The organism is Mycobacterium sp. NGS61 (assembly GCF_059812325.1).
This window is the reverse complement of record NZ_JCALCL010000001.1, coordinates 277,060-289,068: the sequence shown is the minus strand read 5'-3', so window position 1 is coordinate 289,068 and position 12,009 is coordinate 277,060. Positions and strand designations below refer to the sequence as shown.

General features: G+C 66.1%; 13 protein-coding genes. 8 read left to right on the top strand and 5 right to left on the bottom strand.

Annotated features, from left to right (window positions below):
- The first annotated feature begins 104 nt into the window (after positions 1–104).
- Together AC5Y3Z_RS01425 and AC5Y3Z_RS01420 are read left to right on the top strand one after the other, a co-directional pair.
- On the top strand, positions 105–863 hold the full coding sequence (locus AC5Y3Z_RS01425) for an SDR family NAD(P)-dependent oxidoreductase (RefSeq protein ID WP_463827753.1): 759 nt from the start codon (positions 105–107) through the stop codon (positions 861–863).
- A gap of 97 nt (positions 864–960) precedes the next feature.
- Entirely contained in the window at positions 961–3,126 is a 2,166-nt protein-coding gene (locus tag AC5Y3Z_RS01420; protein ID WP_473139007.1) for an acyl-CoA dehydrogenase family protein, read from the top strand.
- A gap of 21 nt (positions 3,127–3,147) precedes the next feature.
- On the opposite strand, the gene AC5Y3Z_RS01415 is transcribed toward AC5Y3Z_RS01420, so the two are convergent.
- Entirely contained in the window at positions 3,148–3,501 is a 354-nt protein-coding gene (locus AC5Y3Z_RS01415; RefSeq protein ID WP_463827755.1) for a Zn-ribbon domain-containing OB-fold protein, read from the bottom strand.
- Between the two features lie 52 nt (positions 3,502–3,553).
- Between AC5Y3Z_RS01415 and AC5Y3Z_RS01410 the strand changes: the two genes are divergently transcribed.
- On the top strand, positions 3,554–4,744 hold the full coding sequence (locus tag AC5Y3Z_RS01410; protein WP_473139006.1) for a thiolase family protein: 1,191 nt from the start codon (positions 3,554–3,556) through the stop codon (positions 4,742–4,744).
- A gap of 7 nt (positions 4,745–4,751) precedes the next feature.
- Here the strand turns inward: AC5Y3Z_RS01410 and AC5Y3Z_RS01405 are convergent, their stop codons facing one another.
- Positions 4,752–4,886: a hypothetical protein gene (locus AC5Y3Z_RS01405; RefSeq protein ID WP_473139005.1), complete on the bottom strand. Its 135-nt coding sequence runs from the start codon at positions 4,884–4,886 to the stop codon at positions 4,752–4,754.
- 426 nt (positions 4,887–5,312) lie between these two features.
- Here AC5Y3Z_RS01405 and AC5Y3Z_RS01400 point away from each other — a divergent pair, with 426 nt between their 5' ends.
- On the top strand, positions 5,313–5,810 hold the full coding sequence (locus AC5Y3Z_RS01400; protein ID WP_473139004.1) for a 2-isopropylmalate synthase: 498 nt from the start codon (positions 5,313–5,315) through the stop codon (positions 5,808–5,810).
- Between the two features lies 1 nt (position 5,811).
- On the opposite strand, the gene AC5Y3Z_RS01395 is transcribed toward AC5Y3Z_RS01400, so the two are convergent.
- Positions 5,812–7,302, bottom strand: a complete 1,491-nt coding sequence (locus AC5Y3Z_RS01395; protein ID WP_473139003.1) for a cytochrome P450 — start codon at positions 7,300–7,302, stop codon at positions 5,812–5,814.
- 120 nt (positions 7,303–7,422) lie between these two features.
- On the opposite strand from AC5Y3Z_RS01395, the gene AC5Y3Z_RS01390 reads away from it, so the two are divergent.
- The gene (locus tag AC5Y3Z_RS01390) at positions 7,423–8,070 is read left to right on the top strand and encodes a TetR/AcrR family transcriptional regulator (RefSeq protein WP_473139002.1); all 648 of its coding nucleotides are present in this window, start codon (positions 7,423–7,425) and stop codon (positions 8,068–8,070) included.
- Between the two features lie 29 nt (positions 8,071–8,099).
- The gene (locus AC5Y3Z_RS01385; RefSeq protein ID WP_463827761.1) at positions 8,100–8,972 is read left to right on the top strand and encodes an SDR family oxidoreductase; all 873 of its coding nucleotides are present in this window, start codon (positions 8,100–8,102) and stop codon (positions 8,970–8,972) included.
- On the opposite strand, the gene AC5Y3Z_RS01380 is transcribed toward AC5Y3Z_RS01385, so the two are convergent.
- Positions 8,969–10,009: a DNA polymerase IV gene (locus AC5Y3Z_RS01380; protein WP_463827762.1), complete on the bottom strand. Its 1,041-nt coding sequence runs from the start codon at positions 10,007–10,009 to the stop codon at positions 8,969–8,971. The two genes, AC5Y3Z_RS01385 and AC5Y3Z_RS01380, sit on opposite strands and share 4 nt — an antisense overlap.
- A 10-nt stretch (positions 10,010–10,019) precedes the next feature.
- Positions 10,020–10,634: a TetR/AcrR family transcriptional regulator gene (locus tag AC5Y3Z_RS01375; protein ID WP_473139001.1), complete on the bottom strand. Its 615-nt coding sequence runs from the start codon at positions 10,632–10,634 to the stop codon at positions 10,020–10,022.
- Between the two features lie 52 nt (positions 10,635–10,686).
- Between AC5Y3Z_RS01375 and AC5Y3Z_RS01370 the strand changes: the two genes are divergently transcribed.
- Positions 10,687–11,283, top strand: coding sequence for an NAD(P)H-dependent oxidoreductase (locus AC5Y3Z_RS01370; protein WP_473139000.1), 597 nt, complete (start codon positions 10,687–10,689; stop codon positions 11,281–11,283).
- A gap of 477 nt (positions 11,284–11,760) precedes the next feature.
- The gene (locus AC5Y3Z_RS01365; protein WP_463827765.1) at positions 11,761–12,000 is read left to right on the top strand and encodes a redoxin NrdH; all 240 of its coding nucleotides are present in this window, start codon (positions 11,761–11,763) and stop codon (positions 11,998–12,000) included.
- Positions 12,001–12,009 lie beyond the last annotated feature (9 nt).

Below are 12,009 nucleotides of genomic sequence, written 5' to 3'. Positions count from 1 at the left end.
GCTTGACACGACTCACCGACAACCCCGCCGGACAGACCGGCTAGCGTGCCTCGGTAACGTTACAAATTCACGGGAATATGACAACCCAACAAACGGAGGTCCGGATGGAGATCAGCGGGAAGAAGGTCGTCGTCATCGGCGGTGCTTCGGGGATGGGACGTGCCAGCGCCGAACTGCTGCATGAACGCGGCGCGCAGGTGGCCGTGTTCGACCGGGAGAACTCGGACGGCAAGGAGGTCGCCGAAGCGATCGGCGGCAAGTTCTACCCCGTCGACGTCACCGACTTCGCCGGCACCGAGCAGACCTTGCAGGCCGCCGTCGACGACCTCGGTGGGCTGCACGTCACCGTCACCACCGCCGGCGGCGGTATCGCCAAGCGCACCATGACCAAGACCGGCCCGCACGACCTCGAGTCTTTCCAGTCCGTCATCGATCTCAACCTGATCGGCACCTTCAACATCAGCCGGTTGGCCGCCGCGCACATGAGCAAGAACGAGCCCGAGGACGACGAGCGCGGCGTCATCATCAACACCGCGTCCATCGCGGCCTTCGAGGGTCAGATCGGGCAGGTCGCCTACACCGCCGCCAAGGCGGGCATCGCGGGCATGTGCCTGACCATGGCGCGTGACCTGGGATCGCTCGGCATCCGGGTGCTGGCCATCGCCCCGAGCCTGTTCGCCACCGGCCTCACCAAGGGCATTCCGGACGAGTTCGCCACTGCCCTGACCAAGGACGCGGCCTTCCCCAAGCGCCTGGGCCGGCCCGAGGAGTACGCGAAACTGGTTGCGGCCATCGTGGACAACCCGATGCTCAACGGGCAATGCCTGCGCCTGGACGCCGGACAGCGGTTCGCGCCCAAGTAGTGACCCACCGGTCGCGTCACCGGCGGTGAGTAGTCTCTGTAACTGATCCAGGAGCCCGCGACGGTGCGGGTCCTGCAGTGCCGCGAGGAGGGCCCGCATGGGTATCGCACTGACCGACGACCATCGCGAACTCGCCGAGGTAGCCCGCGCGTTCCTGACGTCGCAGAAGGCGCGGGCCGCCGCGCGGTCACTGCTGGACTCGCCGGAGGAGGCACGGCCCGGGTTTTGGCAGGGCATCGTCGAACTGGGTTGGCTCGGTCTGCACATCGACGAGGAGCAGGGCGGCTCCGGCTACGGCCTGCCCGAGTTGGTGGTCGTGGTCGAGGAACTCGGCCGTGCGGTGGCGCCCGGACCGTTTGTGCCGACCGTGATCGCCTCGGCGGTGATCGCCCACGACGGCAGCGACGAGCAGCAGTCAAGACTGTTACCCGGACTGCTCGACGGCACCGTCACCGCCGGTGTCGGGTTCGGTGGCGCCGTGCAGGTCTCCGACGGCGTTGCCGACGGCGCGGCGGGTGTGGTGCTGGGTGCCGGGCTGGCCGAACTACTGCTGATCACGGCCGGTGACGACGTGCTGGTGCTGGAACGCGACCGCGACGGGGTGTCGGTGCAGGTACCCGAGAACCTGGATCCGACCCGGCGCTCCGGGCGGGTTCGGCTGGACAACGTCAAGGTGAGTGCCGACGACATCCTGCCGGGCGCCAGCGCGGCGGCTCTGGCCCGCGCCCGGACGTTGCTGGCCGCGGAGGCCGTCGGCGGAGCGACCGACTGCGTGGAGTCCGCGGTCGAATACGCCAAGGTGCGCAAGCAGTTCGGCCGTACCATCGCGACTTTCCAAGCCGTGAAGCACCACTGCGCGAACATGCTGGTGGCTGCCGAGTCGGCGCTGGCCGCGGTGTGGGACGCCGCGCGGGCGGCGGGTGAGGACGAACAGCAGTTCCGGCTCGTCGCCGCGGTCGCTGCTGCGCTGGCCTTCCCCGCCTACGCCCGTAACTCCGAACTCAACATCCAGGTGCACGGTGGGATCGGCTTCACCTGGGAGCACGACGCGCATCTGCACCTACGCCGCGCACTGGTGTCCTCGGCGGTCCTGGGTGGGGACGCGCCGGCGCAGGATGTCTTCGATCTGACGGCCGCCGGTGTCGCCCGGGACAACAGCCTCGATCTGCCGCCGGAGGCTGAGGAGCTGCGCACCCAGATCCGCGCCGACGCAGCCGAACTCGCCGCGCTGGACAAGAAAGCGCAGCGCGACAAACTGATCGCGACGGGTTACGTGATGCCGCACTGGCCCAAGCCATGGGGCCGGGCCGCGGATGCGGTGGCGCAGTTGGTCATCGAAGAGGAATTCCGCGAGGCGGGGATCAAGCGTCCCGACTACGGCATCACCGGCTGGGTCATCCTGACGTTGATTCAGCATGGAACCGACTGGCAGATCGAAAGATTCGTGGAGAAGGCGCTGCGTAAGGACGAGATCTGGTGCCAGTTGTTCTCCGAACCCGACGCCGGTTCGGACGCGGCGGCCGTCAAGACCCGGGCCACCCGCGTTGACGGTGGCTGGAAGATCAACGGCCAGAAGGTGTGGACGAGTGGGGCGCACTATTGCGCGCGCGGCCTGGCCACCGTGCGCACCGACCCGGAGGCGCCCAAGCACGCCGGAATCACCGCGGTGATCGTCGACATGAACGCCCCCGAGGTGGAAGTGCGCCCGCTGCGGCAGATCACCGGGGGTTCGGACTTCAACGAGGTGTTCTTCAATGACCTGTTCGTGCCGGACGAGGACGTGGTGGGGGCACCCAATTCGGGTTGGACGGTCGCGCGGGCCACGCTGGGCAACGAACGGGTCAGCATCGGCGGCAGCGGTTCGTTCTACGAGGCGCTGGCACCCGAGCTGGTCAAACTGGCTCAACAACGCTCAAATGAGTTGGCGGGCATCGTTATTCGGGTAGGCCGCTACCTCGCCGAGGAGAATGCGCTGCGGTTGCTGAACCTGCGCCGCGCGGCGCGCAGCGTGGAAGGCGCGGGCCCGGGGCCGGAAGGCAATGTCACCAAGCTCAAGCTGGCCGATCACATGATCGAGGGCGCGGCCATCTCGACGGCGCTGGCCGGACCCGAGACGGTGCTGCTGGACGGCGCCGGCGCGCTGGCGGGCCGGATGGTGATGGGGGCCCGCGGCATGGCGATTGCCGGCGGCACCTCAGAGGTGACCCGCAACCAGATCGCCGAGCGAATCCTCGGTATGCCCCGTGACCCGCTGATCAACTGAGGCGCACCGCGCGGATACCGGTCAGGCCGGGGCGAACAGCGGTGCGCCGCCGGAACTCTTCGCCGGCTGGACCTGCACGGCCATTCCGCAGATCACCGAATCTGGTTCGCAGTCGACAATATTGGCGGCAACACGCAGTCCGGGCTGCTCACTGAGCTCGATCAGGGCGATGACGTACGGCGTCGGGATCTCCGGGTTGTACGGGTGATGGTTGACCGTGTAGGTGAACACCGTCCCTCGTCCGGAGACCGGTTTCGCCGTCAGCTCGGCTCCGCAATCCCGGCAGCTACCGGTCGCGGGATGCACCCAGCGCGCGCAGTCGTCGCAGTGTTCGACGAGCAGCGGGGAGGTGGTTGGCTCGGTTGTCACGGGCAATACAGTACGCTCTACCGGATCCCTTCTCAGATGCGCGCGACGGACGGTGCCGATGGAGTACTTCGAAAAAGACGCGATCCTGTCCGGCATCGGTATTTCCCGAATCGGGCGTCGCACCGGCATTGCGGGACGGGAATTGACCATGGAGGCGGTGCGCGCCGCCATCGGCGACGCCGGATTGCGGCCCACCGACATCGACGGCATCGCCACGCTGGGTGACACGCCTGCCGCCGAGGTCAACGCCGAATTGCAGATCGAGGCGGGGGACTGCGGTAGCGGGTTCGGTACCGGCGGCCTGCTGAGTCCGGTGATGTCGGCGTGCCGTGCGGTCGCTGAACGACGTGCCCGCCATGTGGTGATCTACCGGACCATCCAGATGCTGGGCGGCACCGTGTTGCAGCAGGTTAAGGATGCGCCGGCTCCGCCGCTGGCACGCATGTTCGAGACACCCGAAGGTGCGGACGCCCCCGCGGTCGGTGCGATGGACGACATCAACGATCTCATTGCGGCGCATGCCTATTCGGCGGCAAACTGGCTGGCGCTGAATTGTCGCCGGCACATGGAGCTGTACGGAACCACCAAGGAGCAGCTGGGCTGGGTCGCTCTCAACGGCCGTCGCAACGCGGCGCTGAATCCTCGGGCGGTGTATCGCGATCCGATGACGATGGCCGACTACCTGGGTGCGCGCCTGGTGTCTACGCCGTTCGGACTACTGGATTGCGATGTGCCCATTGACGGTTCGATCGCGGTGGTGGTTTCGCACGCGGAGTACGCCGACGACTGTCCGCACCGCGCCGTGCGCGTGGCGGCGATCGGCGGTTCCGACGGGGCGGGCGGCTGGTTCCACCGTGCCGACTATCCCAAGATGGCGATGTCGGATGCGACCGCCCAGATGTGGTCGCGCACCGAACTGACGCCCGACGACATCCAGGTCGCACAGCTGTATGACGGATTCACCTACCTGACGCTGGCCTGGCTGGAAGCCATCGGAGTGTGCGGCGACGGCGAGGCCGGTCCATTCGTCGAGGGCGGCGCCCGCATCGCCCGCGACGGCCAACTGCCGCTGAACACTTACGGGGGCCAGCTCTCCGCCGGGCGCATGCACGGCTATTGGGCGTTGCACGAAGCATGTCTACAGCTGCGCGGCGAGGCCGGGGAGCGTCAGGTAGCGCAGCGTCCCGAAGTCGGGGTGGTGTCGGTCGGCGGCGGTCCCGTCGCGGGATGCATGTTGCTGACCTGCTGAGGCTCGGCTATTGCGGAACCGCGGTGATCTCCGGGTCGATCGGGACACTCGACGTCACTTTGTTGCAGCCGGTTGCCAACAGTGCATAGGCTGCGAAAAGCACGGCTGCAATCGCGGTCGCGACCTTTTTCCTGGTCCTCATCTTCCTGACCTTTCCTTGTCCGCATATTGGTTCTTCGACGAACGCGTTTGATGTTAGCGACGGTGTCGAAAAGCATTGGCAATTTGGAAATATTGCCTCCCTGGGGTGTGCCAATAGCTGAATTTCTTTTCCGGGTTTCTCCGTCCGGCAACTACATTCGCTAGTTATCTGGCAGTCGAATATCCAATATCACCAGTCGGATCCCACGTCCTTGGGCAGGTCTCGCACAGCGCGATAACGGCGGCACGGTGGGCGACAAAACTTGCGTCTGACGGTCGTGGCGGTCTAATGTCACCGATCGTGCATCTTCTCGAGCGTGCCGTAGTAGCCAGCACCCGCAGCGGGGTCTGATCCAGACCGACCCCCCGCTGTGGGTCGGACGCTACTACCGTCGGTCGCTCCTTCGAGCCAGAGAAGACCGGCATCATGACGCTTTCCACTTCCATCGATCTGCCCGACAAATGGGCTGACACCTGGTTCGAGGACCACTTCGGTGTCTCCCTACCGCGCGGCCTGCGCGAACAGGCCACCGCTACGTCCTGGGCGGACTTCGCGGCCACCTACGGTCCGACGGCCGGGCCCCTGCGCCTCGGGCAGTGGGCATGCACCGACCCGCAGCGCCGGACCACCCGGTTGGGTCCGCAGGCCCGCAACTTCCGCGCGGTGATCGCAGTCGGCGACCGCATCAGCACCTCCGAAGCGTCGGCGAGCGGACCCGTCGCAGCGCTCACGGCGATGCTGCACGCGCGCGGAATCATGGTGGAAACGTTGAACTTTCACCAAATCAGCGCGGGCGGCGACACGGTCACCTTCGTCTACGGCACCAATGGTGCCCGCGCGGAGTGGGCGATGGGCTGGGCGCCGGACCCGATTCAGTCGGCGCTGCGGGCGGTGATCGCGTGCGCCAACCGGCTGGCGGGCTGATTCACAGCGGGCGCAGAACGATATGCATTCCGTCCATCGGGACGGGCATGCCGCCGTAGTCCCAGCGCGGCTGGTAGCCGGGGTGGGGAAGTTCCAGGCGGTAACGGCGCAGCAGCCGGTGCAGGATCGTCTTGACCTCGAGCTGGCCGAACACCATCCCGATGCACTTGTGGGCGCCACCGCCGAACGGAGTGAACGCATACCGGTGTCTCTTGTGCTCGTTGCGTGGCTCGGTGAACCGCTCGGGGTCGAATTTCATTGGGTCAGTCCAGAATTCGGGCAGGCGGTGATTCATTCCGGGGAACGCGGTGACGTTGGTGCCCTTGGGCAGGTAGTAACCCAACAGGTCGGTGTCGCGTACGGTCTGGCGCATCGCCCATTGCACGGGCGTCACCAAGCGGATCGACTCGTTGAGCACCAGGTCGAGCGACTCCAGTTTCTCCAGCGACTCGATATCCAGCGGTCCGTCACCGAGCCGGTCGGACTCGTCGCGGCAGCGCTGTTGCCATTCCGGATGTTTGGCCAGGTAGTAGATCATCGTGGTGGCCGTCGAGGTGGACGTATCGTGGGCGGCCATCATCAGGAAGATCATGTGGTTGATGATGTCGTCGTCGGAGAAGCGGTTGCCCTCTTCGTCCTCGGTCTGACACAGCACGCTTAGCAGGTCGTTGCCTTCTTTGCCGCGCTGCTCTTTGACCCGGTCGGCGAAGTAGTTCTCCAGCAGCTCGCGGGCCTTGATGCCCCGCCACCAGGTGAACGGTGGCACCGCGGTTCGGATCACGGCGTTTCCGGCGCGGGTGGTCGTGGTGAACGCCTTATTCACCTTCGTGACGAGTTCGTGGTCGGTGCCGGGTTCGTGGCCCATGAACACCATGGAGGCGATGTCAAGGGTGAGCTCCTTCATCGCCGGGTAGAGCAGGAAGCGCGAGTCGTCGGTGACCCAGTCGTGGGAGACAACCTGCGACACGACCTGATCGATGTGCTCGACGTAACCGACCAGCCGGGAGCGGATGAACGCCTCCTGCATGATCCGGCGATGAAACATGTGCTCTTCGAAATCGAGGAGCATCAGACCGCGACGGAAGAACGGACCGATCACCGGCGTCCAACCCTGCTGCGAGAAGTCCTTGTTGCGGTTGGAGTAGATGGCCTGCGCGGCGTCGGGGCCCAGCGCCACGACGAACGGCATCACCGGTGAGTCGGCGAACACCACCGGGCCCTTGTTCTCGTAGAGGAACATCAGGTAGTCCGGACCGCCACGCAGCATCTCGATCATGTGCCCCAGGATCGGCAGTCCTCGGTCACCGACCACGGGTTGCAGCCCGCTGCCCGGTGGGGGATCGGCGAGCTGTGTCTCCGGAAACTGGACATCTCGCAGCTTGCGTTCGATGAGGCCCATGCCGGGGAAATTATTGAACGACGGCGTCAACCGTCGCTGAGCTTGATCAAGCAAGTACGCGGGGGTGCTGATGGTGGCTCTGCTTGTCACCATTGACATGCTCCTTTACCGGCTGTGGCGGCCGTCACTGTCGTCTATATTTCGGGATGAAGTTGACGCCTGTCAAGTTTTTCTTCGGGGCGGCATGATGCAATGGTCGAGTGGTGATCGACAGTGAATAGCAACGCAGCCGGTCAGGACGACGCCGGCCCCGTCCTGCGCCGGCGCGGCGACAAGCACCGGGTGGCGATCATGCAGGCGGTCCGCGACCTGCTCCAGGAGAGGCCGTTCTCCGAACTCTCGGTCAGCACCATCAGCCTGCGGGCGGGCGTGGCCCGCTCGGGTTTCTACTTCTATTTCGATTCCAAATATTCGGTGCTGGCGCAGATCCTGGCCGAGGCCGCCGAAGAACTCGAGGAGCTCACCCAGTATTTCGCGCCGCGCCAGCCCGGCGAGTCCCCGGAGCAGTTCGCCACCCGGATGGTCGGCAGCGCCGCAGTGGTTTACGCGAACAACGACCCGGTGATGACTGCATGTAATGCGGCGCGCCAGAACGACGTCGAGATCCGCGAGATTCTCGACAAGCAGTTCGAGATGGTGCTTCGTCAGATCGTCGCCGTCGTCGACGCGGAGGTGAAAGCCGGGACTGCGCAGCCCATCAGCGACGACCTTCCGACGCTGATCCGCACCCTGGCAGGGACCACCGCGCTGGTACTGACCGGAGACCCGATCCTGGCCGGGCACGACAATGACGTTGAGCGACGTGTCCGGGTGCTCGAGCAGTTGTGGCTCAACGCGCTGTGGGGCGGACCAGCGCGGTAGTCGCCAGGACCGCCGGTAGGGTCACGTCCATGGGCGATTCCGGAGATTATTTCGCGGGAAAACGGTGTTTTGTCACAGGTGCGGCCAGCGGGATCGGACGCGCCTGCGCACTACGGCTGGCCGCGCACGGCGCAGAGCTGTTCCTGACCGATCGCGACGCGGACGGCCTGGCCCGCACGGTCGCCGATGCCCGGGCCCTCGGGGCACAGGTCCCGGCGTACCGGGTGCTGGACATTTCCGACTATGACCAGGTGGCCGCCTTCTCCGTCGACATCCACACCACGCACGGCAGCATGGACGCGGTGTTCAACATCGCCGGAATCTCGGCGTGGGGGACCGTGGACCGGCTCACGCACGACCAGTGGAGCAAGCTGATCGCGATCAATCTGATGGGGCCGATCCACGTGATCGAGTCGTTCGTTCCACAGATGGTCGCGGCCGGTCGGGGCGGGCACGTGGTGAACGTGTCATCGGCGGCCGGGATCGTCGCACTGCCGTGGCACGCGGCCTACAGCGCCAGTAAGTACGGGCTGCGCGGATTGTCCGAGGTGCTGCGATTCGACCTGGCCAAGCATCGCATCGGGGTGAACGTCGTGGTGCCCGGTGCTGTACAGACGCCGCTGGTCAACACGGTTGAGATCGCCGGCGTGGATCGCGACGACCCGCAGGTCGCGCGCTGGGTCGACCGGTTCAGTGGGCACGCCGTGTCCCCGGAGCGGGCCGCCGAGAAAATCCTGGCCGGCGTGGCTAAGAACCGCTACCTGATCTACACCTCGCCGGACATCCGGGCGCTGTATGCGTTCAAACGGCTCGCGTGGTGGCCCTACAGCGTGGCGATGCGCCAGGTCAACGGCATCTTCACCCGCGCGCTGCGGCCGGGCCCGCCGACCCGGGGTCTTTAGTCCGGCGGCATATCGAGTTCCAGACGCACCCCGAGCAGTCGGACCGGGCGGTCCAGTTCGAACAGGTCCAGGACGCGCAGCGCGGCCGCGATGATCGCGTCGGCGTCCGTGCCGGGCTGATCGAGCTTGCGGATCTTGGTGCGGGTGTAGAACGTCGAGGTACGCACCGTGACCGCGACACGTGTCACGACGCGCGACTCGGCGACCACATCGTGGAGCGTTTGCCGGGCCAATTCCGTTATCGCCGAGTCCATTTCGGACCGCTCGGTGAGGTCCTGCGGGAAAGTGACCACATGACTGCGTGAGCGCGGCACCCAGGGTTCTGCGCTGACCTCGGTATCGCCGCCGCCCTTGGCCAGCAGCAGCAGCCACAGACCGGTGCGCGGCCCGAAGGTCGACGCCAGCAACTCACCGTCGCTGTGAGCCAGCTGCCGTACCGACGTAATCCCGAGGGCGGCAAGCTTTTTCGCAGTCTTTGGGCCAACCCCCCAGAGCGCGTCGACGGGACGGTCGGCCATCAACGTCATCCAATTGTCGTCGACCACCGTGAAAATCCCGGCCGGCTTGGCGAAGCCGGTGGCGATTTTGGCGCGTTGCTTGTTGTCGCTGATGCCGACCGAGCACGACAACCCGGTCTCGGCCAGGATGACGCTGCGAATCTGCGCGGCCACCGCATCGGGGTCGCAAGCCGGGTTCAGACCCACGTAGGCCTCGTCCCAGCCCCATACCTCCACGGGATGTCCCAGATCCCGCAGCAAACCCATCACCTGATCGGACGCCTCGTCGTATGCGGCGGGATCCGACGGGAGAAAGGTGGCGTCCGGGCAGCGCCGGGCCGCGGCGCGCAGCGGCATGCCCGCGTGCACGCCGAATTCGCGCGCCTCATAGGAGGCGCAGGTGACCACCTTGCGTGGTTCGGTCGGGTCGCCACTGCCGCCGACGATCACCGGCAGCCCCACCAGCCCGGGGTGACGACGCAACTCGACCGAGGCCAGGAACTGGTCGAGGTCTACATGCAGGACCCAACGCGCAGGCATCCTCGACCGGTCACCGCCCGCACAGCTTGGCGGCCAGACTCGCCCATGCGTCACCCAAGGTCTGCTCGGTGTGGCCGCCGGCGGTGAGCTGATGTTCGACGTAGTCGACGGCGAGCAGGGCCAGTAGGGCGTCGGTCTGAGCGTTGAGGTCACCGCTGGTGTGTGCTGCCTCCAGCAATACCTGGACGTGCCGGCGCTGCACCGCCGCCGCACCCACCCGGCGGGTGTGGGGGTCGCGGTTGGCGGCCGACAGCAACTCGTGATGGGTGTGGACGAAGCAGATCCGTTCCCGGCCGAAGGCGATCAGCCGTTCCAACGGCGGCGCATCGGGTCCCAGCGGCGGAGGTCCGAACAGGAAAGCCTGCTGGCTGGCCTTCTCGTCCTCGTCGAGCAGCACCATCATCAGGCCGGCCCGGTTGCCGAAGCGCCGGAACACCGTGCCCTTCCCGACGCCGGCCGCAGCGGCAACGTCGTCCATGGTGACCGCGTCGGCACCCCGTTCCCGGACCAGTTGGCGCGCCGCCGCGAGCAGCAGCGCGCGGTTGCGTGCGGCGTCGCTGCGCTCCTGCTGCGGCTGTTGGAGGGCTGTCACCGGCACATCGCCCAGCACCTCGATACCGGTCACCGTTGCAATGCTAGCGCGTCGGGAATGAATCGGACTAAAGTCCGTTTATCTCGTGCAAGGATGTAGACCAGTCAGCGAAGGAGACGACGAAGTGGCAGAGATCAAGATCTTGACCCTGGTCGGCAGCTTGCGCGCGGAATCAATCAACCGCCAGATCGCAAGCTTGGCCGCGCAGGTGGCCCCCGCGGGCGTCACCGTCACCGTGTTCGAGGGGTTGGCCGACGTCCCGTTCTACAACGAGGACATCGACCCCGCGATGGGCGCGGAGGGCGAGGAACACCCGGCGGTCGCTGCGCTGCGCGCCGCCGCCGGCGAGGCCGATGCTGCGCTGGTGGTGACCCCGGAATACAACGGTTCCATTCCCGCGGTCCTGAAGAACGCGATCGACTGGTTGTCCCGGCCGTTCGGCAACGGTGCATTGAAGGGCAAGCCGCTGGCGGTGATCGGCGGGTCGCTGGGCCAGTACGGCGGGGTGTGGGCACACGACGAGACCCGCAAGTCGTTCGGTATCGCCGGGGCGCGCGTCGTGGAGACGATCAAACTCTCGGTGCCCTTCAAAACCCTGGGCGGCAACCCGCCGGCCGCGAACGCGGAGCTGTCGGCCGGCGTCTCCGACGTGGTGGGCAAGCTCGCTGCCGAAGTCAGCTGATTCGACAAACGCTCTAGTCAAAGCCGTCGGCGGGCTGCGTCGGCGGCTTTGCTGACGCAGTGGCTGCGGAGCTGGCGGCCCCTGGTTGTCGGTGGCCACTGATATACCTCTGTGCATGTGCCAGCTCTCTACACCGGCCGCAGAAGTTGTGATTTGCGACACGCCGGCGACACGCCCGACTCAGGCTTACGACCTGCGAATTTCAAGAATGTTGTTTCGAACATCTTGTATCTCTTCGTCGAGTGACCCCCTAGGTGTAGTGTTCCGAGGACCGGCAGATCCCAGGTTCAGCGGGTCCCGACCAGCGAGTGAGGGCACGTTGAACTTCCCGGAATCGGCGTCCGCGGGTCATTCGACCCGGAGTTCGCAACACGGGAATCTGGGGGCCTACCGGGGCGCTGTACATAGTGCCGAAGTGCCACCAACGTCGTTGCCAGTCCCGATTACTTCCCACTTCCGCAAAGGAGCGGTACGCCCATGAGCATCACCGTTTACAGCAAGCCGGCATGCGTGCAGTGCGTCGCCACCTATAAGGCGCTGGACAAGCAAGGCATCGCCTACGAGAAGGTCGACATCAGCCTGGACACCGAGGCCCGCGACTACGTGATGGCGCTGGGCTACCTGCAGGCGCCCGTCGTCGTGGCGGACAACACGCACTGGTCCGGTTTCCGGCCCGACCGCATCAAGGCGCTCGCCGAATCGGCCATGAGCGCGTAGCGATAGACC